A 24,347-nucleotide genomic window follows, 5' to 3' on the forward strand; every position below is an offset into this window, starting at 1 on the left:
GGAACCCCTCTGGTGACGGATCACGCCGAACCCACGCTTAGCGTCATCATCCCCGCCCATAACGAGGCGGGGTTGATCGGGCCCTGCCTTGACGCGCTTTTGGCCTCGGAGTGGGCCGGGGGCGGGGTCGAGGTGATCGTCGTCGCCAATGGCTGCACCGACACCACCCTGGCCGAGGCCGAAACCCGGCGCACCGCCGCAGAGGCCCGCGGCTGGAGGATGCAGGTCCTTGATCTGGCTGAGGGTAGCAAGCCCGGCGCGCTCAATGCAGGCGAGCGGGTGGCGGGCGGCACGATCCTTGCCTACCTTGACGCCGATGTAGAAATCGCGCCCCCCTTGCTGGGACAGATCGCGCAGGCTCTGGTCGGCAGCGCCCCCGGTTATGCCAGCGGGCAGGTGATCATCCCGCCGCCGCACAACGCCTTTAGCCGCCTCTACGCGCGGTTTTACCGTCAGGTGCCGTTCTTTCACCACGGCGTGCCGGGATGCGGTTTTTTCGCCATGAACCGCGCCGGGCGGGCGCGGTGGGGAGATTGGCCCGTGATCATCTCGGATGACACCTTTGCACGGCTCAACTTTGCCCCCGAGGAACGCGTCGCGGTCAGGGCCGGGTATCGCTGGCCCATCGTCGAGGGCTTTGGCGCATTGGTCAAAGTGCGCCGCAGGCAGGATCGCGGCGTAAATGAGCTCGCGCGGGCCTATCCGGCGCTTCTGGCCAATGACGACAGGCGCCCCTCGGGGCGCTCTTGGATCATCGGTGCCGCGCTGCGCGCGCCTTTGGCGTTTCTGGCCTATGTCGCCGTCGCCCTTGCCGTGCGCATGGGCAAAGGCAGCGACGAATGGACACGTGGGCGCTAATGCCCTGCGATTTCAATGGATTCTCCGCAAAACTGCCGTAATGCTGGGGCAAATCAGTTTGGTGCCGCCATAAAGGTTAACACGGGGTTTAGAGTGCGCGTTGTAACGCAGGTTTTCTCAGGGGACGGGCTTTTGGCTCGGGCGATGCGTTCTTCGGCGCTGACCGTGGCCGGTTTTGGCGGCTCTCAGGTGCTCAGACTTGCCTCGAACCTTGTTCTGGCGCGGCTTTTGTTTCCCGAGGCCTTTGGCATCATGGCGATTGTCAGCGTGATCATTCAGGGCCTGATGCAATTCTCTGACGTTGGCGTCAGCCCGGCAATCATGCAGAGCAAACGCGGCGACGACCCGGATTTCCTGAACACCGCCTGGACCATTCAGATGATGCGCGGGCTTGGCCTGTGGCTGGCGGCCTGTGCCCTCGCCTGGCCGGTGGCGCAGATTTACGACGCTCCCCTCCTGCTCCAGCTTTTGCCGGTGGCGGGGCTGTCTTTGCTGATCACCGGGTTTAACCCGACGCGGCTTGACAGTGCCAAGCGGCATTTGCGCTTTGGCCGGGTGACGGCGATTGATTTTGCCGTGCAGATTGCGGGCATTCTGGCCGCTGTGGGGCTTGCCTGGTGGCTGCAATCGGTCTGGGCGCTGGTGATTTCGGGCCTGGTCAGCGCGCTTGTGGGGCTGGTGCTCTACTGGGTGTTCCTGCCCGGCCTACGCAACCGGATCATGTGGGAAAAGCCCGCCGCGCAAGAGCTTGTCACCTTTGGAAAATGGATTTTCCTGAGCACGATTTGTGGTTTTCTGTTCAATCAGGCGGATAAGCTTATCCTTGGGAAATACCTTAGTTTCTCGGTGTTCGGGGTCTATAATATCGGCTTTTTCCTGGCCTCTTTCCCGATGCTTCTGGGCAACATGCTGACCTGGCGGTTGCTGATCCCGATTTACCGTGAATTGCCCCCCGGCGAGAGCCCCGAGAACTTTGCCAAGCTGCGCCAGATGCGCTTTGCCGTCAGCCTTGCGCTTTTGGCGCTTGCGGCGCTGTTTGCGCTTTTGGGGGGCTGGCTTGTCGGGGTGATGTATGATGATCGTTATGAAATGGCAGGCGCGGTGGTGGTCATGATGGCGATCATGCAGATCCCGCAGATCATCGTGATGACCTATGATCAGGCCTCGCTTGCCGCCGGGGATTCGCGCCGCTTTTTCATCCTGACGCTGGCCAAAGCCGTGGTGATGATCGCCGCGCTTATTCTTGGCCTTGAGTGGGGCGGCCTTATGGGGGCACTGATAAGTTATGGCGTTGCCATGCTTTTTGCCTATCCGGTGGTGGTCTGGCTGGCGCGCCGGATGCGGGCCTGGGACCCCTTGCATGATGCGCTGATGGCGCTTGTCGGGCTTGGGATCGGCGTTCTGGCAATCAAGGTCAATCTTGACGCGGTCAGCGAACTGGCCCGCGCCTCGGGGTGGTAGCGCACAGAGCGGGAGACAAAAACTATGGTATTGCCAAGGAGTTGCCCCAAATTCTTCGCATTGTTTGGCGATATCATCAGACCTATATTTCTGATCAGTGGATTTGATGACAGATGACATGATCCCCCCATCGGCCGACGGCAATGACATTGCCATTGTCGGCATGGCTGCGCATCTTCCGGGTGCGCAGACGGTGGCACAGTATTGGGAGAACCTGCGCAGCGGCATAAGCTCGATCCGCAAACTGTCGGAAGAAGAGCTTTTGGCCGCAGGCGAAAGCCAGCACATGATCCGCCAGAAAAACTATGTTCCCTACGGCGCACCGCTGGACGGGTTCGAGATGTTCGATGGCGAGTTTTTCGGCTTTGGCCCCAAGGAAAGCGCCATTCTCGATCCCCAGCATCGCCGTTTTCTTGAAACCGCCTGGGAGGCACTTGAAGATGCCGGGCACCCGCCGGAAAATTTCGACGACAACATAGGGGTTTTTGCAGGCTGCGGCATGGGCAGCTATTTCTATTTCAACCTCTGCTCCAACCCCGATCTGGTAAATGATGTCGGCATGTTCCTGTTGCGCCATACCGGCAATGACAAGGATTTCCTGACCACGCGGCTTAGCCATATCCTTGACCTCAAGGGGCCGAGCCTGTCGATTCAGACCGCCTGTTCCACCTCTTTGGTGGCGGTGCATTATGCGGCGCAATCGCTGCTCAACGGCGAATGCGATATGGCGCTTGCCGGCGGTGTCACCATCGAGCTGCCGCAAAAGCGCGGCTATCTCTACAAAGACGGCGAGATCCTGTCGCCCGACGGGCAATGCCACGCCTTTGATCACCGCGCCCAAGGCACGGTCTTTGGCTCGGGCGCCGGGGTTGTCGTGCTGCGCCGACTTGCCGATGCTCTGGCCGATGGCGATCATATCTGGGGCGTGATCAAGGGCACGGCGGTCAATAATGATGGCGCGGCCAAGGCCGGTTACCTTGCGCCTTCGGTCGACGGTCAGGCGATTGCCGTGGCCGAGGCACAGGCGATTGCCGGAGTAAGCGCCGAAACCGTGGATTATGTCGAATGCCATGGCACCGGCACCTATCTTGGTGACCCGATCGAGGTTGCCGCCCTCACGCAGGCCTTTCGCGAAACCACCGAAGCCGTTGATTTCTGCCGCATCGGCAGCGTGAAAACCAATATCGGCCATCTCGATACCGCCGCCGGGGTGGCCAGCCTGATCAAGGCGACGCTGGCGCTCTATCACAAGGAAATGCCGCCCTCGCTTGGCTATGAAGCGGCTAATCCCGCGATTGGTTTTGATGGCAGCCCCTTTACCGTCAATGACCGACCTACGCCCTGGCCGCGCCGCACCCATCCGCGCCGCGCCGGGGTCAATTCGCTTGGGGTTGGCGGCACCAATGCCCATGCGGTTTTGCAAGAACCACCAGAGCGCGCCGCATCCGAGCCCGGCGATTGGCCGTTTCAGCTTTTCACCCTCTCGGCGCGCACCAAGGCCGCGCTTGACGATGGCGCGGCGCGGCTTGCAAGCCACCTGCGCGCGCATCCTGAACAGCCGCTAGCCGATGTCGCCTGGACCCTGAAAGAGGGTCGGCGCGCCTTTGATCGCCGCCGCGTTGTCGTCGCCGATAGTCACGAGGCCGCCGCCGCGCTTTTGGAAAAGGGCGATCCGCGCCGGGTTTTCACCCATGAGGTATTGGGCCATGATCCGCAGGTGGTATTCATGTTCCCCGGCGGCGGCGCGCAATATGCGGGCATGGCGCGCGACCTCTATGAAACCGAGCCGGTCTTTGCCGAATGGATGGATCGCGGGCTTGATCTGCTTCAACCCAGGCTCGATTACGACATCCGCGCGATATGGTTGCCGGATGCTGCCGGACTGGCCGAGGCGCAAGAGCGGCTCAAGCGCCCTTCGGTGCAGCTGCCGCTGATCATGATCACCGAATTTGCGTTGGCGCAACTCTGGCAGAGTTGGGGCGTAACCCCCGCCGCCCTTATCGGTCATTCGATGGGCGAAAACACCGCCGCCTGCCTTGCCGGGGTGATGAGTTTCGAGGATTGCATCGGCCTTGTGCATCTGCGCGGGCAACTCTTTGACGAGGTCGCACCGGGCGGCATGCTCAGCGTGCCGCTGGCCGCCGAGGCCCTGCGCCCCTGGCTTGGCGACGCCCTTGATCTGGCGGCGGTCAATGCGCCGGAATTGTCGGTCGCATCCGGACCGCAGGCCGAGCTTGACAATCTGGCCGCGCGCCTCGCCGCCGAGGGGATCGAGGCACAGCGCATCCCGATTGACATCGCCGCCCATAGCCGGATGCTGGAGCCGATCCTTGACCGGTTTCGCGCCTATCTCAAGTCCATCCCACTCAACGCGCCGCAAATCCCGCTGATCTCAAACCGCACCGGCGATTACATGACGCCGGAGCAGGCCACCGATCCGGATTACTGGGTCGGCCATCTGCGCCATACGGTTGAGTATGCAAGCGGCCTTGGCCGCCTCGCCGAAGGGGGCGAGCGGGTGTTTCTTGAGGTGGGGCCGGGCAAGGCGCTGTCGTCACTGGCGCAGGCACATGACGCGATTAGCACCAATCAGGTGATCAGCACCCTGCGCCACCCCGATGATCTGGTGCCGGATGACGAATATTTCATGACGATGCTGGGTCGGATGTGGGCGGTCGGGATCAACATCGACTGGGATCAGATCTGGGGCGAGGCACGGCGTTACCGCGTGCCACTTCCCAGCTATGCCTTTCAGCACAAACCTTATTTCATCGCGCCGGGCGCGGCGCGCAGCGAAGCCGCGCCCGACTGGCCGCTGCGGCATGACGATCTGGCGGACTGGGGGTATCGACCCCATTGGCGGCCTAAGCTGGCCGAGGTTGATCTCGGCGACGAGACCGATCTTGCCGCGCTCCCGACCGAAACCTGGCTTATCTTCGAGGATGACGCCGGGCTTGCCAAAGCGATCGGTGCGCGGCTTGAGGGCGCCGAGCATACGGTAACGTATGTTACGCCCGGCGACGGCTTTGCCGCACTTGCACCGGGGCGCTATGCGCTCTCGCCGGAACGCGGGCGCGAGGGCTATGACCAACTGATCCGCGCGCTTGTGGCCGAGGGCCGTGCCCCCACCCGGATCGCGCATTTCTGGATGGTCACGGCGGATGAACGCCACCGTCCCGGATCAAGCTTTTTCCACCGGCTTCAGGAACAGGGGTTCTATAGCCTGCTGTTTCTCGCACAGGCGATGGCCGATGAGGGCATGCCGACACCGCTTCACATAAGCGCCGTCACCTCTGGTGCGGCGCAGGTCAAGGGCGAGGCGCTCGATCATCCTGCCAAGGCCACGATCATGGGCCCGCTGCGGGTGATCCCGCGCGAAATGCCCGGCGTGACCTGCGCCAGTCTTGATCTGACCTTGCCCGACACAAGGCGCAGTGTGCCCGATACGCTTGTCGCGCAGGTGCTTGAGGATCTGTTGCAGGACCCCGGAAACCGCGTGGCGGCGCTGCGCGGCGCGCGGCGCTATGAACAGACCTATCGCGCCCACCCGATCCCCGAGCGCGAGACGCCGATTTCCGATGGCGATACGGTTCTGATCACCGGCGGATTTGGCGGCATCGGGCTGACGCTGGCCGAAGACCTGATCCGCCGGAACAACGCCAATATCGTGCTGATGTCCCGCCGCGCGCTGCCTGCGCGCGATGATTGGCCGCGTTATCTTGCGACCCATGGCGCGGGCGATCCCGTTGCCCGCCGGATCGCCGCGATCGAGCGGCTAGAGGGGCTTGGCGGGCGCGTGATGGTGGTCACCGCCGATGTCTGTAACATCGAGGATATGAGCGCCGCGCGCGACCGGATCGAGGCCGGATTTGGCCGAGTAAACGGCGTGATCCACGCCGCCGGGGTGATCGCCGATGCGCCGCTTCTGAGCAAGGGGCCGGACAGCATCGAGGATGTGTTTACCCCGAAAATCCATGGCACTCAGGTGCTTGAACAGGTGTTTCCCGATGGGCGGCTTGACTGGCTTGTGCTGTTTTCCTCAACCTCGACGGTGACCGCCCCTGCGGGGCAGGTCGATTACGTGGCGGCCAACGAATACCTCAACGCCTATGCCAAATCGCGCCATGGCGGCAAGACGCGGGTGCTTGCGCTGAACTGGGGCATCTGGGCCAAGGTCGGCATGGCCGCCGAGGCAGTTGCCCGCCAGAAGGGCGAGGAGATCGCCGCGCCGCGCGTTCCCGTCAAGGCGCCGATGATCGACACGGCAAGCCATGACGCCGAGGGCAATCGACTGTTTCACGCCAGCTATAGCGCGGCCGACACCTGGGCATTCGATCAGCATCGCACCAAGGCCGGTCAGGCGCTTTTGCCCGGCACCGGCTATCTTGAGCTTTTGGCCGAGGCGCTCCGCGCACAGGGCGAAGAGGGCGCGTTTGAAGTGCGCGACCTGTGGTTCCTGCGCCCCTTTGACATGCCCGATCAAGGCCGCCGCGACATGCGCCTGCGCTTGGCGCGCAGCGAAGCGGGCTATGACGTCGAGGTGCAAAGCGACCATACCCTGGCCGGGCGGCATGGCTGGCAAGGCAATGCTCAGGCCGGTGTGAGCCTTCTACCGCTCGCGCCCCCGACGCCGCTTGACCTGCCATCAATTCGCACCCGTATGGAAAGCTGGCAAGAGGCCGGTGATACCCCCCTCACGGCCCCGCAAGAGGCGCACCTGGATTTCGGGCCGCGCTGGCGGGTGTTGCAGGCGACGGGGTTCGGCCAGGGCGAGGGCCTTGCGCATCTGCGCCTGCCAGAGGGGGCAATGGGCGACCTTGCGCAGGGCTATCTGCTGCATCCGGCGCTGCTGGATATCGCCACCGGCTGGGCGATGAACCTGATCGAGGGCTATGCGCCGACGCATCTTTGGGTGCCGATGTCCTATGGCTCGGTCAGGGTGCATGCGCCGCTGACCGGTGAGATCTATAGCTGGGTGCGCAATGCCGGTGAAAACCACGCCGATGCGGCCACGGCCAGTTTTGATATCACGATCTGCGACGCAACCGGGCGGGTTCTTGTCGATATCCACGGTTTCGCGATCCGCCGTCAGGAGGCCGGGCTTGCCCTCGCCCCGCCCACCGCGCAAGACCTTGAATTTGATCCCGGTCAGAGCGGCGAGGCACCGCCCCTCTCGCCCGCCGAAGAGCGCTTGCAGCACAATCTGGAACAGGGGATTTTGCCCAGTGAGGGGCCAGAGGCGTTTCGCCGAGCACTTGCCAGCGGGCTAAACCAGGTGGTGGTATCCTCGCTTGATCTCGCGGCGCTCTGCGCGCAGGCCGAGCATGGCGCGCAGACCCCCGAGGAGAGCGGGCAAAAATTCGACCGCCCCGATCTTGACAGCGATTTCGTCGCCCCCGAGGGCGAGATCGAAACCCGCCTCGCCGAATTCTGGAGCAGCCTTCTTGGCCTTGAAACCGTCGGTGCCGAGGACAGTTTCTTTGATCTTGGCGGCCATTCCCTGATTGCCGTGCGCCTGTTCGGGATGATCCGCAAGGCATGGCAGGTCGATTTCCCGATTTCTGTCCTGTTCGAGGCCCCGACAATCCGCGCCTGTGCCGGTCTGATCGAGGCGCGCATCGGGCCGCAGGAGGCCCGCAGTAATGCCCCCAAGCCAAGCGCGCCGGAACGCCGCTTTACCCATCTGGTGGCGATGCACCGGGGCGAAGGCGGGCCGAAGCGGCCGTTTTTCCTCGTGGCCGGGATGTTCGGCAATGTCCTTAACCTGCGGCATCTTGCGCATTTGCTGGGCGATGACCGGCCCTTTTACGGGCTTCAGGCGCGCGGGCTTTATGGCGGCGAGGCGCCGCATGACGATCTGGTCGAGGCGGCGCGCGATTATATTGCCGAAATGCGCCAGATTCAGCCACATGGCCCCTACCTTTTGGGTGGCTTTTCCGGCGGCGGGATCACCGCCTATGAGATGGCACAGCAATTGCGCGCGGCGGGCGAAGAGGTGGCGGCGGTCGTGATGCTCGACACCCCCCTGCCACAACGCCGCGCGCTGTCGCGCAAGGATCGCCTGCTTATCCAGTGGCAGGAATTGCGCGCGCGCGGCCCGCTTTATCCGCTGCACTGGGCGCGCAACCGCATCAAATGGGAGATGGCCAAGCGTCGCCCGCAAGAGGCCGCCACAACCACCGGGCATCAGTTCCACGACAGCGAGATCGAGGCAGCGTTCTATCGCGCGATTGCGCGCTATGACCTGCGCCCATGGGATGGGCCGCTGCATCTGTTCCGCCCGCCGCTTGTGGGCAAATGGCAGGTCTCGAACGGGCTGTGGGTGAATTCAGAGCGCGCCTATGTGCTGCCCGACAATGACTGGACCCGCTATGCGCCACAGGTGCAGGTGACAGAGGTGCCGGGCGATCACGATTCCATGGTGCTTGAGCCCAATGTGCGGGTTCTGGCCGCCCGCATCCGGCGCGCGATTCATGCCGCCGAGGCGGATATCCCCCCGTCGCCTGTTGTTCAAAGGGCCGCGGAATGACCGACACACCCCGCGTTCTGTGCATTATCCTGAACTGGCGCACGCCGGAGATGAGCCTGAAATCCTGTCGCGCGGCGCAGGTCGCGATGCAGGGTATCTCGGGCGAGATCGTCTTGGTCGACAACGCGTCGGGCGATGGGTCCTTCGAGATCATGCAGGCGGCCACCAAAGGCCAGGACCGGATGCGCGTGGTGCAATCGGGCCGCAATGGCGGCTTTGGCGCGGGCAATAACGCGGGCATGCGCGCCGGGCTGTCCGACGGCGCGCCGCCCGATTATGTCTATATCCTGAACTCCGATGCCTTTCCGGCCCCCGATGCGATTGCCCGGCTTTTGACCCATCTTGAGGCGACGCCCGAGGCGGGTCTTGTCGGCAGCTATATCCACGGCCCCGACGGGGCGGCGCATGTCACCTGTTTCCGCTTTCCCACGATTGCCGGTGAATTTGAAGGCGCGGCGCGCATCGGCCCCGTCAGTCGGCTGTTGAAACGCCATATCGTGCCCCTTCCCGTGCCAGAGGCCAGCCGCCCGGTCGATTGGCTGGCCGGGGCAAGCCTGATGATCCGGCAAGACGTGCTGGATCAGATCGGCGGATTTGACGAGCGGTTTTTCCTTTATTTCGAGGAAACCGATCTTTGCCTGCGCGCCGCGCGGGCCGGTTGGCAGACCCATTTCGTGCGCACAAGCGAGGTCGAGCATATCGGCTCGGTCAGCACCGGTATGAAAACATGGGCGCGGGTGCCAGATTACTGGTTTGCCTCGCGCCGCCATTATTTTGTGAAAAATCACGGGCGCGCCTATGCAGTCACCGCAACGCTGGCGCATTTGGGCGGCGGCATTCTGGGACAGGTCTGGCGGGTGCTCCGGCGCAAACCGATTACTGGCCCGCCGCATTTTCTGCGAAGTTTAATGGTAAGTGATCTGCGCGCGGCCCTGCGGTGTATTGCCGGTCGCGGCCCCCAAAGCGCCCCCAAAAGCGCGCGCCCTGTGGCCGAAAAATGAGGACAAGACGATGCTGAGCGCCCTTCTGATCGGAAATGAATCACTGGCCCTGCACTGTGGCGAGGCCTGGCTTGGGCGCGGCCATAAAATTGCGACGGTTGTCACGCGCAACGCCGATGTCCGGGCCTGGGCCACTGGTAAGGGGTTGCGCGTGATCGCCCCCGGCGCGGGCGTGGCCGAGGCGCTGAACGGGGTCACTTTCGACTGGCTCTTTTCGATCGCCAACCTGTCGGTTTTGCCAGACGCGGTGCTGGCGCAAGCGACCAAGGGCGCGGTCAATTTCCACGACGGGCCATTGCCGCGCTATGCGGGCCTGAACGCCCCGGTCTGGGCCCTGATGAATGGCGAGACGCGGCACGGCATCACCTGGCATCTGATCGAAGGCGGGATTGACGAGGGCCGGATTGTCGAACAACGCCTGTTTGATATCGCGCCCGACGACACCGCCCTGACCCTCAACGCCAAATGCTATGGTGCGGCGCTTGACAGCTTTCCCGCCGTGATGGATCAGCTTGAGCGCGGCTTGCCCGGCGCCGTGGCTCAGGACCTTGATGCGCGATCCTATTTTGCACGCGCTGACCGCCCCGAGGCCGCCGCCTGGCTGGATTTCACAAAGCCCGCAAGCGATCTTGCCCGGCTGGTGCGCGCGCTTGATCATGGCGGATATTTCAACCCGCTGTGCATGGCGCGCATCGTGATTGGCGATCAGGTGGTTCTTGTCGGCAAGGCCGAGATCGCGGCCGCTGCAAGCGCCCCCCCCGGCACGGTTCTTGGCGTTGCCGACACCCACCTGAGCGTTGCGACACGTGTCGGCGCGCTGCGGCTGAGCGATCTGCGCGCCGGGGATGGCACGGCGGTCGATCCCGGCAAGCTGGCCACAGAAGGCATGGTCCTGACGCGCCCCGAGGCATCGGGCGATCTGACCCGGATCATGGCCGATCTTGCCCCGAACGATGGCTATTGGCGCGCCGCCTTGCGCACCATGCAGCCGGTGATCCTGCCGCTTGCGGCGGGGGATGGGGCGGGCGAAGAGCGCCGCGCGCTTGATCTGTCCGGTGACCTTGCCCTGGCCGCGGCTGCCGTCTGGGCCGCGCGCCTTGGCGGTGAGGTCGGCGCGACGTTGGCCTATCGTGGCACGGCGGTCACAAAGGCAGAGCAGCCCGGTCATACCTGTCCCTGGGTGCCGCTGACCCTGCCCGAGGCCGAGACCATGGCGGGTTTGCAGGTCGCGATGCAATCCACCCTTGCCAGGGCCGAGGCCAAAGGCGCCTTCGCGCTTGATCTCTTTGCCCGTGATCCCGACCTTGAGGCGACCCATCGGCCCACACTTGGCCTGAACCTTGCCGGAACCGGCCTTATCCCCGGCACGGTGGCGACGCTCGACCTCGCCACAACGCCGACGCTTGCCTATGATCCCGCGCGTCTCTCGCCCGCGATGGCCGATCTTCTGGCCAAACGGCTTGAAGGGCTTGGCCGCGCCACGCCGGACAGCAGGGTGAGCGATCTGCCCCCCCTGCCCGAGGCCGAGCGCGTGCTTGTAACCGAAAGCTGGAACCGCACCACGCACGCCTATGACGCCCTGCCCCTGCACAGAATGATTGAGGCACAGAGCGCCCGCAGCCCCGATGCCACGGCTCTGGTGTTTGAGGATCAGGCGATCTCTTACGCGGCCCTTGAGGCGCGCGCCAATCGCGCCGCGCATGTTCTTTGCCAGATGGGGGTTGGCCCCGGTGTTCTGGTCGGGCTATGCCTGCCGCGCTCGGCCGATATGATCGTGGCGGCGCTTGCGATCTGGAAGGCGGGCGGCGCCTATGTGCCGATGGACCCGGCCTATCCCACCGAGCGGCTGGCGCTTTACCTGACAGATAGCGCCGCGCCGGTGGTGATCACTCACGCCTCGCGGGCCGAGACCCTGCCGGAAACCAGCGCCGAGGTGCTCTGCCTTGACGCCGATCCGCGCCTTGAAAGCGCCCCCGGCACCCCACCCGAGGGGGGGGCGACGGCGGATGATCTGGCCTATGTGATCTATACCTCGGGCTCGACCGGGCGGCCCAAGGGGGTGATGGTCGAGCATCGCAATCTGGCGAATTTCTTTGCCGGTATGGACGGGCGCATTGCGCATGATCCGCCGGGGGTCTGGCTGGCGGTGACAAGCCTCAATTTCGACATTTCGGTGCTGGAACTGTTCTATGCCCTGGCGCGTGGCTTCAAACTTGTGCTGAGCGGCGATGAGACCCGCGCGCTTGTCTCGTCGGGCCATCTTGCCACCTCTGATCGCGGGATGGCGTTCAGCCTGTATTATTGGGGCAATGACGACGGCACCGGGCGCGACAAGTACAAATCCCTGCTTGAGGGCGCGCAATTTGCCGACACCCACGGCTTTTGCGCGGTCTGGACGCCGGAGCGGCATTTTCACGCCTTTGGCGGCCCCTATCCCAACCCGTCGGTGACCGGGGCGGCGGTGGCGGCGGTGACGCAAAACATCGGCGTGCGTGCCGGAAGCTGTGTCGCACCGCTGCATCATCCCGCCCGCATCGCCGAGGAATGGGCGGTGATCGACAACCTGACCAATGGCCGCGCGGGCCTTGCGATTGCCAGCGGCTGGCAGCCGGATGATTTCGTGCTGCGCCCGCAAAACTCCCCGCCCGACAACAAACCCGCGATGTTTGACGCAATCCGCGATTTGCGCAAATTGTGGAAGGGCGAGGCGGTGGAATACCCCCGCGCCGATGGCAGCCTGCACAGCGTCGTGACCCAGCCACGCCCGGTGTCAAAAGAGCTGCCGATCTGGGTGACAACAGCGGGCAATCCCGCCACCTGGAAAGAGGCCGGGGCGCATGGCGCCAATGTTCTGACCCATCTGCTTGGGCAATCCGTGGCGGAAGTGGGCGAGAAAATCGGCCTCTATCATACGGCGCTGCGCGCGGCGGGGCATGATCCGGCAGATTTCACCGTGACGCTGATGCTGCACACCTATGTGGCGCAATCGCGTGACGAGGCCGAGCGCGTGGCGCGCGAGCCGATGAAGGATTACCTGCGCTCTGCCGCCGGGCTGATCAAGCAATATGCCTGGGCGTTTCCCGCCTTCAAAAAACCCGAAGGCGTCAACAATCCGTTCGAGCTTGATCTCGGATCGCTCTCCGAGGAGGAATTGGAAGGCATCCTTGATTTCGCCTTTCTGCGCTATTTCGAAGATTCCGGCCTGTTCGGCACAGTCGAGGACTGCGTCGCGCGGGTTGAAGAGCTAAAGCGGATCGGCGTCGACGAGGTTGCCTGCCTGATTGATTACGGCATTCCGGTACGCCAGGTCCTGGACGGCTTGCGCCCGCTGGCGCAGGTGCTAGACCGCTCCAATCGCGTCGGCAGCATCCCCGAGGATGATTTTTCCATCGCGGCGCAGATCTTGCGCCACCGGGTCACGCATCTGCAATGTACGCCGTCGATGGCGCGGATGATCGCGATGAATGACGAGGCGCGCCATGCTCTGTCTCAGGTCAGGCACCTGATGCTGGGCGGCGAGCCTTTGCCGGGCGCGCTTGTGGGCGAGCTGGCGCAGATTTCCGGCGCGACAATCGAGAACATGTACGGGCCGACCGAAACCACGATCTGGTCGACCACCGCACCGGCCGTGGCGGGTACGGGTGTGGCGCCGATCGGCACGCCGATTGCCAATACCCAGGCCTATATTCTTGACGACGCGATGCGCCCCGTGCCCGTGGGCGCGCCCGGCGAATTGTGGATTGGCGGCGACGGGGTAACGCGCGGCTATCTGCATCGCCATGACCTGACCGCAGATCGGTTTCGTGCCGACCCCTTCCGCCCCGGCGGGCGGATTTATGGCACTGGCGATCTGGTGCGATGGCGTGCCGATGGGCAGATCGAGTTTATCGGTCGCGCCGATACCCAGGTGAAACTGCGCGGCTACCGGATCGAGCTGGGCGAAATCGAAAGCGCGCTTGAGGCCTGTACAGGGGTGGATCAGGCCGTCGTTCTCGCGCGCGAGGACAGCCCCGGCGACACCCGTCTTGTGGCCTATCTGCGCGGGCAGGCCGAGATTGAACCGCTCAAGGCACGGCTTGCGGCGGCGCTTCCGGCGCATATGATGCCTGCGCATTTTGTGCGCATCGACGCTTTTCCGCTGACGCCCAACCGCAAGGTTGATCGCAAGGCGCTTCCGGCACCGACGCAGGCACAGCCCGCGCCGCAAACCGCAGCCACCTCTGCCGCGCCCGGCAGCACGCTTGAGCGCGACATCGCCGCGATCTGGTCGCGCATCCTTGGCGTTGCCCAGATCGGGCCGCAGGACAGTTTCTTTGATCTCGGCGGGCATTCCCTTTTGGCGGTGCAGGCGCATCGTGAAATCCGCGAGGAGCTTGCGGCGCACGCGCTGAGCATCACCGACATTTTCCGCTTTCCCAAGCTTGCGGCCCTGGCCGCACGGGTGGCCGAGGCGCGCGGCGATGCCCCCGCCATGAGTGCCGCCACGACAGAGCAGGCGAAAACCGCCGCCGCCGCGGTTCCTGGCGCGCGCGCCGCGTCGCGGAGCGAAGCAATGGAACGGCGGCGCGCGATGCGTGCGGCGCGCCAGGGCTAGGGCGATGCTGGTCTCGGCGCTGCGCGCGGTGCTGCCGCCGGGGGTTGCGGTTGGCGCCGCCGATCCGACTGCCCCCGAGACCGGGCTTTGGCCCGAGGAAAGCGCCGCGATGGCCCGTGCGATCCCGACCCGGCGCCGCGAATTTGCCGCCGGGCGCCGCGCCGCTCGCGCCGCGATGCAGGCGCTTGATCTGCCGGCCGCCGCGATTTCACCCGGACCGGACCGCGCGCCGGTCTGGCCCACCGGGACCGTTGGCAGCATCAGCCATGGCGGCAGTGCCTGTCTTGCTCTGGTGGCACGACAGGGCGCGATCACCGGCCTTGGGATTGATCTTGAACCGGCAGAGGCCTTGCCGCGCGATATGATCGAAACGGTCTGCACCAGCACCGAGCGCGACGCGATCACGGTACATGACCTTTTGGGCCGGATGATCTTTTGCGCCAAGGAAGCGGTCTATAAAGCACAATACCCGCTTAGCCGCCAGACGCTTGAGTTTCACGATCTGGAAACCAGCATTGATCTTGCCGAAGGACAGTTTGAGGCCTGCTTCACGCGGGCTTGCCCGCCCTTTCAGGCGGGCGCGCGGATTCCCGGCCATATTGTCATCGCCGAGGGGATTATCTTGACCGTAGTGATCCTCCCTGCGCAGTAACCCCCGCGAAAAACAGAGTGTTTCCTTTCCGGGGTAAATAAACTGTGGCGGGATTATGTCCAAATCGCTAGATTGAGGCAGAGATTAGACTAAAATCTGTCAGGGCCGTTTGGGGGCATTCGGTCGGCAGGGTGTTTAAATGGGCATTGCCCGCGACACTTGGCCGATGTTTACGCACCCCAGGCGGTTTTTCGTTTTAAACGACACTGAAAGGTGGATGATGGGTTCGATCCAGTCCTTGCCCGATTTATATCGCATGCTGCGCCGCAGGCTGTGGCTTATTGCGCTTGTCACGCTGGCGGGGTGCATTGGCGCGGTGTTTTTCGCGTTGAACCAACCGCGCGCCTTCGAGGCGACCGCCGTCATTCAGATCGAGACCCCGCAGGTGGGCCGCGATTTCACCGGGCGCGCCATGCCGACCGATGCGATACAGCGCCTGCAACTGATCGAACAGCGCCTGATGGCGCGCGACAACCTGATCAAGGTGATCGACAAGCATGCGCTTTTTGCCGACGTCCCCGATATGCCGCTGCCGCAAAAGATCTTTAACCTGCGGATTTCGACGCGGATCGAACAGATTTCCGTCGGGCTTCAGGGCGTGGCGACAACCCCCTCGGGGCTAAGCGTCACGGTGCGCCTTGGTGATCCGCAAAAGGCCGCCGATGTCGCCAATGAATTTGTCGATACCGTTCTCACCCAGAACCGTGAACGGCGCCTGGCCCTGGTGCGCGAAACCCTCGAATTTTTTAGCGCCGAAGAGGCGCGCGTCAGCGATCAGATCGCCAGTCTTGAGGCAAAAATCGCAGAGTTCAAAAGCGCCAATGCCGATGCTCTTCCCGCCAGCGTGGGCGAATTGCGCACGCAGTTGAACACGCTAAATGAGACCCTGCTGGAGATTGACCGCCAGATCATTGCGCTTGAAACATCCAGCGCGCGCCAACGCCAGGAAGTGTTCGCACGTCAGGTTGAACAGCTGACCGATCAGCGCAATCTTGTGGCAACCCGCATCGCCCGGATCGAAGAGGCGATTGCCACCGCGCCGCGCGTTGAACGCGAATTGGGGGCTCTGGTCCGCAACCAGACCCAATTGCAGGAACAGCTTAACACCATCACCCGCAACCGGGTTGAGGCCGAAATGTCGAGCGTTCTAGAAAAAAGCCAGCAACAGGAGCGCTTCGAGATCCTGGAAACCGCAATTCCGCCCGCCATTCCGGTCTCGACCAGCCGCAAGAAGCTTGCGCTTATGGGCGGCGTGGCAAGCGTTCTTCTAGGGCTTGTTCTTGCGATCCTGCTTGAGATCATGAACCCGGCACTGCGCACCGCCGCGCAGCTTGAGCAAGAGCTTGACATCAGCCCGGTGGTGACGATCCCGGTCGTGCACCTGCGTCACGAACGACGCAAGCGCGTGGCCAAGGCAATTGCCGCCTTCGTCCTTGCCGTGATCAGCCTGCCCTTTATCTTGCGCTTTATCCACGAGCGGATCATCCCGCTTCGGTTTTTGGGCAATCAATAACCGTATTTCGCGATATCGCCGTCCTCTGCGCGGTTCATCACCACACCAAGCAGGGGGGTATCCGCACCAAACCGGCGTTTGACATCGCGTACTTCCTGGGCGGTACTGCGGCCACCGCCGATCACCAGAAGCACCCCGTCAAATTGCGGCCGGAATCCCAGAACGTCATCATAATAGAGCGCCGGCGGCATGTCGAACAGCACGACATCGGGGCGCAGCCGGGTATGGAGATCGTCCAGAACCTCGCCGGTATGGGGCGCCTGCAATAGCTCGGCAGCGTAGGTTTCAACCCGTTCGTTCAAGCCAAGGGCAAGGTTATCCCCGATATTCAGCGTATTTTTTGCAGGGCGGACAAACTGTTGCTCAAGCGGGGTATCACCGGTCAGGAAGGACGCCATCGGCCCCGGCGCAGCGAGGCCAAGGGTGCGCGCAAGCGACGGGCGGCGCAGGTCGAGATCCATCAATACCGTATGCACGCTGGTCTGACGCGACAGGCTGATCGCGAGATTGGCGGCGACAAACGACTTGCCACAGTCCGGCGTCGGCGAGGTGATGGCAACACGGTGCCATCCCTTCGCACGCAGGGCCGCCAGAAGCTTGGTGCGCAGCACGTCAAAGGCCACATGCGCAGGATCTTCACGCGTCGCACTAATCAGGCGGTTGCGCGCCAGATGTCTGGCATCAAGCGGAACCTGCCGCAGATTTGGCCAGAGCAGGGGCACCGGCGCGAGCGCCGTATCGGCTGCGTCGCCTGATGCCGCTTTAGCAGGTTCATTGACTGCGGCAACGTCGGGCACGGGAACAACGACAACCTCGGGCGCGCCTTCGGATTCGTCTGCAACGTCGGGCGCGTCGTCAGGCTCAGGCTCAGGCTCAGGCTCAGGCAGCTGTTGCGCGGCAGGTTCTGGCGCAAGCGGTTTTTCCGCCAGTGGCGGCTCGATATTTTCCGGGTTCAGCGCAAGGGGCGCCTCATCGGCCTCTGGCGTGGCCGCCTCGGCATCGGGAATCGGGATATCTTCCTGAACTGGAGTATCGGATTGAGCATTTTCCAGAGCATCGCGGCGCGCAGCGCGGCGGCGCATGTAGGCCTCATAACGCGACAGTTTCATGGCGCCATCCCCCGACAGCGGCCAGGGCGAAACGACGCGCCACGGCACGTTACGGTCACCACCCTGAAAAGGCCCTGTTTCGCCATTCGAAAATCCTTTGCCAGCCTGGTCAGGTAAACAGGGTAAATCCGGCAACAATGAGACCGAAAAAGAGAGATTGTATGCCCCTCGCCGGGGGCCTCAGAAGCCCATCAAGTTGGCCTCATCCACCGCTTTTTGCAAAAACGCCTCGCGGTTCGCGATTGGCGCCCAGCCCAGAACCGTTTTCGGCTGACTGTTGTCAAACGGTGACAAATGCGCCCGCGATTTCCAGTCACGCAAAGAGGCGCGGGTCACGCCGGGGCGGCGCAGGGCATAGGTCTTCAACGCCGATTTCACTGCATCCGCCGCCCAAAGCGCTGTGAGATTTCCCGACGTCACGCGGATGCGCGCGCCGAGGCGGTTGTGAATGGCCTCGAAATAGGCGCGCGCCGAAAGCTGGACATCGCCGACAAGGTTGAACGACTGGCCAAGCGCCGCGTCCTGTTCGGCCATGCGGATAAGCCCATCCGACACATCGCCGATCATCACGAAGGGCAGCGGGTTATTGCCCGCCCCCCAGATCCGAACCGCCCCCGCGCCGTACCAGCGGCCAATCCCCCAATGTTGAAGCGGCCCGCCACGCCCGACCACGATGCCGGGGCGCGCAATGGCAAGCGGCAGCCCCTGATCGCGGTGCATCGCCCAAAGCCGCGCCTCGCATTCCGCCTTGGACCGGGCATAAAGGTTGCGGTCGCTCATATCGGCGGCAAAACCGGTCTGCTCAGTGATCCGTTGGGCCGGATCGGACATGTCATAAGAGGCAATCGTGCCGGTATAGACAAAGCGTTTGACCCCTGCGGCCAGTGCCGCGCGCGCAATCCGATCAGAGACCGCCACGTCATTCTCTAGGCACTCCTGCCAGGTGGTGCCAAGCGCGCGGGCAAGGTTGAAGACCACCTCGATCCCCTCCATCGCGGCGCGAAGATCGGCCTCGTCGTCAAGCGACACAGGACAGGTTTCGACCTGCTCGGCCAGATCGGCAAAGGGGCCATGCGCGCCGCGCGACAGCACCCGCACATCACGACCCTGTGCCACCAGGGCACGGGTCAGATCGCGGCCCAGAAACCCGGTGCCGCCAATGACCAGGGCGGTTGGTTTCGGTGTGCGGCGCGGCGCGGGGAACACCTTGGTTTCGCGCCCCTGATCGGGCATCAGGGCAATCGTGGCGTCAATCGCGCGCATCACCGCCTCTGCGGCCACCCCGTCAAACCGCGCATCCAGCGGGGTATTGGCACGAATGGCCGCGTAAAACCCGCCAAACAGCCCTTGAAAGCTAAGCGCGTAGGGCGATTTGCGGTTTAGCGAGATGAATTGCCGCGCGGCATTTACCGTGCCTTCGCGCAGATGTTCCCAGCCGTCGGCCATCTGGCGTCGGAACGGATTGAGCACCAGATCGGCGGTGTTCTCATGCGCCAGCGTCAGGACATCCGCCGCGTAATCAAGGCGCGCCTCCCCCGAAGAGCCGCGCAGCGTCAGCGACCGATCATCCAGCGTTTCCACCAGTTGCAGGTTGAAGGCGATATCGACATCGCCCGCCTGCGCCGTGATCCGCCAGCTTTGCGGGCGCGTGCCACTTCCGGGCAGGTCAATCGGCTTGCCAAGGCTCAGGCCCGTCACCGTCACGGGGCCGAACAGATCATGCGCAAAGGCAAAAAGATGCGGCCCGAGTTCAAGGATAAGATTGCGCGGCTCGCGCAGCATCCAGAGGCCAAAGGGGCCAGAGCGCAGGGGTGCGAGTGGAAACGACCAGGTGATTTCGGCACTGGACAGACGACCCAGATCACCCGCCGCAACCTTGCGCTTGAGACGGGTATAGGCGGGCAGCCCCATGAAATTATGACCGGCGGCGAAATGGCGATTGGCGGCCTTTGCAGCGGCATTGATCTCGGCCACCTCATCGCCCGAGAGGGCCACGGGCTTTTCCACCAAAACATGCAGACCAGCGGCAAGGCAGGTCTTGGCCAGGGCGGCGTGGCTTTGCGGCGGGGTCAGGATATGCACCGCCTCGACCATGCCCGAGGCGATCATTTCTTCAACAGAGCCAAAAGCGCGCGCGCCGTGAGCCGAAGCAAGCGCTTCGGCCGCGCCAAGCGCGAGGTCACAGACCGCCGTGAGCCGCACGCCGGGCGTGGCGCACAACGCATCGGCATGCCAGCCCGCGATATAGCCCGCCCCGATCAATCCGACCTTTATGTCAGTGGCCATGATGATGCCCCCTTTTCACTTGTACTCGATGATCCGCATTGCCCGCCCGCGTCGTTTGCGCAGGTGATAGGTCAGCATGCCGATCAGGTTTGGAAATTTCGATAAGGTCAGAAAAACCGCGTGATGCAGCGCGCGGCGCAGGGCCATCCCTTCACGGCGCAATCCCTGCGCCGTGCGTAGATATGAGAGCGCATAGACCGCCAGAACGATCGGCAAAAGCGGCCAGAATATCAGCCCCAGAAGTGCAAGAACCGGCAGGACAGCGCCATATAGCCAGACCCGGCGTCGCTCGCGCATGAAATATTCAGGGTGCAGATCGCCGACCTGCGCAAAGCCATGGCCAGAGCGCACCGCACGTTGCCACCATTGGCCAAAGCGCATCATATCGGCGTCGTGGCGTGTCATCGCAAGGGTCAGGCGCACAAGCCGCCAACCGGCCTTGCGCAGGCGGACGCAAAACTCGTCATCCTCGGCGGCAATCACCCTTGGATCAAATCCGCCGACGCCCTCGAACGCGGTCGCGCGCACCATCATATCGCCGCCACAGGCCGTGATCTCACCCGCCGGGCGGTGCCATTCGTGATCGCAAAGCGCGTTGTAAACGCTGCGCTCCGGGTAAAGCTCGGACCGCCAGCCAGTGACAAGGCCAAGCTCGGGGTCGCCTTGCAGGGCCTCTGCGCCCGCCGTGATCCAACCTGGCACGACCGCGCAATCGCCATCGACGAATTGCACCGCATCGGGCATGTCCCCCGCCAGTGCCGCCATCCCGGCAGAGCGTGCGCGCGCCGCCGTAAAGGGCGTCACGGTGTCAAGTTGCACCACCTCGGCCCCCGCGGCGCGCGCCGCCGCGACGCTATTATCGGTCGATCCGCTATCGACATAGATCAACCGCACGCCCTGTCCCGAAAGCGAGGCAAGACAGCGTTTAAGGCGCGCGCCCTCATTCCGGCCAATGATCACGGCGGCAATCGAGAGGGTCATGCGCCGCCCCCTTCCGGCCGCTTTCCCTTTGGCGGGTTGCCTGCGGCGTAGCCCCGGAACAGCTCTGCCAGCCATGCGCCCTCGGCCTGCGAGGTAAACTCGGCCAGCACCTTGGCGCGCCCGGCCTCGCCCATGGTGCGGCGCAAATCGGCATTGCCCAGGATCTTGGCGAGGGCGGCGCGCAGGGCCCCCTCATCGCCCGGCGCCACAAGAAGGCCGCTTTTGCCATCCTCGACAAGTTCCGGCACCCCGGCGATGCGGGTGGTGATCACCGGCAATCGCGCGGCCATCGCCTCCATCAACACGACCGGCAGGCCTTCGGCAAAGCTTGGCAGGACAAGAGCGGTCGATCGCGCCAAAAGCCCGGCCACCTCGGATTGCGAGCGATAGCCCGCAAAGGTCAGATGCGCGGTTAGCCCCATGGCCTGCGCCGCACGCTCCAACTCGTTGCGTTCAGGGCCGTCACCGACAAGCGTCAGATGCAAATCGGGATGCGCCGGCACCAGATCGCGCAGCGCCGCAAACAGCATCGGCACGCCCTTGACCGCCGCCAATCGCCCGACAAACAACAGCTGCCCGGATGCGTCCGGCGCGGGACCGTCATAGCGCGCCGGATCAACCCCGCAATGCACGATATGAAGCTTGCTCCAATGCTGGGGCTTGGAAAACGCCATCGCTTGCGAACGGCAGAATTCGCTGATGCAGGCGACAAACCGCGCGCGGGCGATCTTTTCATCCAGGCGCCAGCGGTAGGGCTCGAAAAAGATATCGGGGCCATGCAATGTGAAACTATAGGGAATGCCCGACATCTCGCTCATCAGCATGGCGACGGTGCAGCTTGATTTGGCGATGTGGTTGTGCAGGTGGGTGATGCCACGACGGCGCAGGTGATCGGCCAGAACCGCCGCCTCGGCCAGATAGATAAGCTGATAGAGCGTCGGCTTGATGCCGCCGGGGCTTGTCCGCCAGGCAAGGCACAGCGCGCTGAGCCAGCGTTTCGGCCGCCTGAATGCGGCTAGATGCGCGCGGAGAAGGCGGATCGGCGATGTGGCGGCCTCAAGCACGTGAAAGGTCTGGCGCGCCTCAAGGCGTTGCTCGGGGCCGGTGTGATGCTCGGGTCCGGTGCGGCGCATCGAACAGGTCTCGACCACCGTGCCATGGGCGCGCAGGGCGGCAACCTCGCGCTGAATAAAGGTATCGGTGGCGCGCGGATATTCGCCGGTGAGATAGGCAATTCTGCCGGTCATGGCGCAACCTCAAGCGCGGCTTGCACTGCGGTTTCGATGGGCAGTTCGGGGTGCCAGCCAAGCCCCGATCTGGCGCGCGCATTGCCATAGCGCACCGGCATCATCCGTGCCCGCAGCGTCGCAGGGCGCAAAAGCCCCGGCAATGACAGGCCAAGCGGCGCAAGCGCGCGCGCCAGCCGATGCAAAACCCGCCAGCTGAGCGGCACGGTAAAACGCGGCCAACCGCCCCGGCGCAGGGCCGCAACAAAGCCCGCGCGGGTCGGGCAGGTATCGGCGACGATATTGTACACCCCGCCCGCCCCGGCGCCGGTCGCCGCCAAAGCAAAGGCGCGCGCGCAATCGCTCAGCGCGACAAGCGGCACCTCGCCACGCGTCTCAAGCCGGATCAGAACCGGACCGATCCCTACCCCGAGATGCGCGTTCATCACCCGTCCCGGCCCAAGGATCGCACCGGGGCGCAGGATGGTCAGCGTCAGCCCCGCATCCCGCGCAATCCGCTCTTGCGCAAGCTTGGCGCGGGCATAGCTGTCGCGCTCCAGTGGGGTGGTTTCAAGCGGCGTCTCCTCGTCGATCACCTGCCCTTCAAGGGCCGGGTCCGCAGAGTAAACCGCGATCGAACTGGCCAGCACAAGGCGCGGCGGCTCGGGGGCATCGGCCATGGCAAGAGTCAAACGCCGGGTCGCCTCAAGCGTGTCGCGTTCCTGCGTGGCCCACTCGCCGGAAAGGGCGCTGGCGAGATGGATCACCACGTCAATGCCTGTCAGAACCCGCGCCAATTGCGCAGGGGTGGCCACCGCAAGATCAAGCGCCACCGCCTCGGCCTCGTCGCCACGCGCGCGGGGCTGCAAGGCCCGGACAAGCGCCCGCACAGTGTGGCCATGGCCAAACAGTTCGGCCACCACCGCGCGGCCCAGAAACCCATCGGCGCCGGTGATCAGAACGCTTTGCGCTGTCACGCCCATGGCACTAGCTCCATGCGCTCACAGCCGCTCTGCATGGTCTGCGGCCCTGTCGTGCGCCCGGCATTCTGGATCGCCAGGGTGACCTCGGTCAGATGGAGCGCCATCTCATTGGACAAGCGACAGACGCGCCCGTCGGTCAGAGCGGCGAGCATTTCAACCGGGCCAAGCGCGAAATTCATCGAGGCCGCCCCCCATCGCCCCGGCTTGGGGTGGCTCGTCCCGCGCGCGCGGATGCGGCGGCCAAACGGATGCTCCAAAAGGCGGCGTCGGATCGTCAGGCGGCGAAAGAACCGCACCGGCGCGGCGTTGTCCCAGGCACGCGCCACCTGCAACACCCCCTTGTCACCAATCACCCGGATGCGGTGATCATGCGGCGCCGCAATCGAACAGGTCAGCCGCGCCACCGGGCCATCCGCGAAAAACAGCGTCGCCACCGAGAAATCCGGCGTCGTGCCCGCGCCCGGCTTGTCGGGGATTACACTGGCCGAGGCCGCAACCACGGTTTCGACCCTTCCGAACATCGCGATCAGCCAGCTGAGATAATAGCCCGCATGTTCCAGCGTGCAGCCGACCTGAAACTCATCGGCATAAGGCCAGGGCACGCCGCTTTCGCTTTGCCATTTGCGATAGGGCGCCTGCGGGATAAACCCATCGTCAAGCTCGGCATAGACAAGCCGGGGCGTCCCCGCCACATCGCGGCGCACCGCCGCGGCCAGAACCTGCGCCGCCTCGCCAAGCACCGAACAGGGCGCCGAGGCAAGCATGAGCCCGCGCGCCTGTGCCAGATCGAAAAGCGCGCGCGCCTGCGTCAGTTTCATCGCCAGCGGCTTTTCGCAATAGACATGATGCCCGGCCTCAAGACAGGCGCGATTGACCTCGTAATGCGCCTCGGGGTTGGTCAGGTTCAGGATCACATCCTCCGGGCCAAGCGCCGCAAAAACCGCACCCAGGTCGGCGGCAGGCGTCACGCCCCAATGCGCACAGAACGCCGCAAGCCGCTCCGGATCACGGTCATGAGCGGCGCAAACCGTCACCTCGGGGTGACCGGCCAGCGACCGCATGTAAAGATCGGCCACGAAACCGCAGCCTATGATCGCGATGCGGCTCATGCCGCCTGCCCTTTTTTGGCACCTTTTACCAGAATCATTGCCCGT

The 24,347-nt window shown here is 64.0% G+C and carries 13 protein-coding genes; 7 read left to right on the plus strand and 6 right to left on the minus strand.

The genetic code is table 11. From position 1 onward, the window contains the following. Positions 1 to 12 precede the first annotated feature (12 nt). From BMZ91_RS13550 to BMZ91_RS13580, 7 genes are all read left to right on the plus strand, one after another. Positions 13 to 858, plus strand: a complete 846-nt coding sequence (locus BMZ91_RS13550; protein ID WP_425441577.1) for a glycosyltransferase family 2 protein — start codon at positions 13 to 15, stop codon at positions 856 to 858. 93 nt (positions 859 to 951) lie between these two features. After that, positions 952 to 2,319 carry an oligosaccharide flippase family protein gene (locus BMZ91_RS13555; RefSeq protein ID WP_092839903.1) on the plus strand — a complete coding sequence of 456 codons (1,368 nt, stop codon included), beginning with the start codon at positions 952 to 954 and terminating at the stop codon, positions 2,317 to 2,319. Between the two features lie 118 nt (positions 2,320 to 2,437). Continuing rightward, a complete protein-coding gene (locus BMZ91_RS13560; RefSeq protein ID WP_177193870.1) occupies positions 2,438 to 8,848 on the plus strand; it encodes a type I polyketide synthase in 6,411 nt (2,136 codons plus the stop codon). Further along, positions 8,845 to 9,849, plus strand: coding sequence for a glycosyltransferase family 2 protein (locus BMZ91_RS13565; RefSeq protein WP_092839908.1), 1,005 nt, complete (start codon positions 8,845 to 8,847; stop codon positions 9,847 to 9,849). Before BMZ91_RS13560 ends, BMZ91_RS13565 begins: the two co-directional genes overlap by 4 nt. A 10-nt stretch (positions 9,850 to 9,859) precedes the next feature. Next, the gene (locus BMZ91_RS13570) at positions 9,860 to 14,443 is read left to right on the plus strand and encodes a MupA/Atu3671 family FMN-dependent luciferase-like monooxygenase (RefSeq protein ID WP_092840137.1); all 4,584 of its coding nucleotides are present in this window, start codon (positions 9,860 to 9,862) and stop codon (positions 14,441 to 14,443) included. Positions 14,444 to 14,447: 4 nt separating this feature from the next. After that, entirely contained in the window at positions 14,448 to 15,095 is a 648-nt protein-coding gene (locus BMZ91_RS13575) for a 4'-phosphopantetheinyl transferase family protein (protein WP_092839911.1), read from the plus strand. A gap of 217 nt (positions 15,096 to 15,312) precedes the next feature. After that, the gene (locus BMZ91_RS13580) at positions 15,313 to 16,608 is read left to right on the plus strand and encodes a GumC family protein (protein WP_245736383.1); all 1,296 of its coding nucleotides are present in this window, start codon (positions 15,313 to 15,315) and stop codon (positions 16,606 to 16,608) included. On the opposite strand, the gene BMZ91_RS13585 is transcribed toward BMZ91_RS13580, so the two are convergent. The 6 genes from BMZ91_RS13585 to BMZ91_RS13610 all read right to left on the minus strand — a co-directional run bounded on the left by BMZ91_RS13585 (position 16,602) and on the right by BMZ91_RS13610 (position 24,302). Then, entirely contained in the window at positions 16,602 to 17,717 is a 1,116-nt protein-coding gene (locus BMZ91_RS13585) for a CpsD/CapB family tyrosine-protein kinase (RefSeq protein WP_143076352.1), read from the minus strand. The genes BMZ91_RS13580 and BMZ91_RS13585 overlap by 7 nt on opposite strands. A gap of 180 nt (positions 17,718 to 17,897) precedes the next feature. Beyond that, positions 17,898 to 20,003: an NAD-dependent epimerase/dehydratase family protein gene (locus tag BMZ91_RS13590; protein ID WP_092839916.1), complete on the minus strand. Its 2,106-nt coding sequence runs from the start codon at positions 20,001 to 20,003 to the stop codon at positions 17,898 to 17,900. Between the two features lie 15 nt (positions 20,004 to 20,018). Next, complete coding sequence (locus tag BMZ91_RS13595) at positions 20,019 to 20,984, minus strand: glycosyltransferase family 2 protein (protein ID WP_092839919.1); 966 nt, start codon at positions 20,982 to 20,984, stop codon at positions 20,019 to 20,021. Continuing rightward, complete coding sequence (locus BMZ91_RS13600; RefSeq protein WP_092839922.1) at positions 20,981 to 22,231, minus strand: glycosyltransferase; 1,251 nt, start codon at positions 22,229 to 22,231, stop codon at positions 20,981 to 20,983. The genes BMZ91_RS13595 and BMZ91_RS13600 overlap by 4 nt, the downstream gene beginning before the upstream one ends. Next, positions 22,228 to 23,193, minus strand: coding sequence for an NAD-dependent epimerase/dehydratase family protein (locus tag BMZ91_RS13605; RefSeq protein ID WP_092839925.1), 966 nt, complete (start codon positions 23,191 to 23,193; stop codon positions 22,228 to 22,230). The genes BMZ91_RS13600 and BMZ91_RS13605 overlap by 4 nt, the downstream gene beginning before the upstream one ends. Then, on the minus strand, positions 23,184 to 24,302 hold the full coding sequence (locus BMZ91_RS13610; protein WP_092839928.1) for a Gfo/Idh/MocA family protein: 1,119 nt from the start codon (positions 24,300 to 24,302) through the stop codon (positions 23,184 to 23,186). The genes BMZ91_RS13605 and BMZ91_RS13610 overlap by 10 nt, the downstream gene beginning before the upstream one ends. Positions 24,303 to 24,347: the final 45 nt, after the last annotated feature.

The organism is Roseovarius lutimaris (assembly GCF_900115165.1).
Taxonomy (GTDB): Bacteria; Pseudomonadota; Alphaproteobacteria; order Rhodobacterales; family Rhodobacteraceae; genus Roseovarius; species Roseovarius lutimaris.

Bases quoted from the DNA above. Each gene is read 5' to 3' on its own strand.
- BMZ91_RS13595 (WP_092839919.1), bottom strand. From the start codon at position 20,984: ATGACCCTCTCGATTGCCGCCGTGATCATTGGCCGGAATGAGGGCGCG.
- BMZ91_RS13570 (WP_092840137.1), top strand. From the start codon at position 9,860: ATGCTGAGCGCCCTTCTGATCGGAAATGAATCACTGGCCCTGCACTGT.
- BMZ91_RS13610 (WP_092839928.1), bottom strand. From the start codon at position 24,302: ATGAGCCGCATCGCGATCATAGGCTGCGGTTTCGTGGCCGATCTTTAC.
- BMZ91_RS13605 (WP_092839925.1), bottom strand. From the start codon at position 23,193: ATGGGCGTGACAGCGCAAAGCGTTCTGATCACCGGCGCCGATGGGTTT.
- BMZ91_RS13575 (WP_092839911.1), top strand. From the start codon at position 14,448: ATGCTGGTCTCGGCGCTGCGCGCGGTGCTGCCGCCGGGGGTTGCGGTT.
- BMZ91_RS13580 (WP_245736383.1), top strand. From the start codon at position 15,313: ATGATGGGTTCGATCCAGTCCTTGCCCGATTTATATCGCATGCTGCGC.
- BMZ91_RS13600 (WP_092839922.1), bottom strand. From the start codon at position 22,231: ATGACCGGCAGAATTGCCTATCTCACCGGCGAATATCCGCGCGCCACC.
- BMZ91_RS13560 (WP_177193870.1), top strand. From the start codon at position 2,438: ATGATCCCCCCATCGGCCGACGGCAATGACATTGCCATTGTCGGCATG.
- BMZ91_RS13565 (WP_092839908.1), top strand. From the start codon at position 8,845: ATGACCGACACACCCCGCGTTCTGTGCATTATCCTGAACTGGCGCACG.
- BMZ91_RS13590 (WP_092839916.1), bottom strand. From the start codon at position 20,003: ATGGCCACTGACATAAAGGTCGGATTGATCGGGGCGGGCTATATCGCG.
- BMZ91_RS13585 (WP_143076352.1), bottom strand. From the start codon at position 17,717: ATGAAACTGTCGCGTTATGAGGCCTACATGCGCCGCCGCGCTGCGCGC.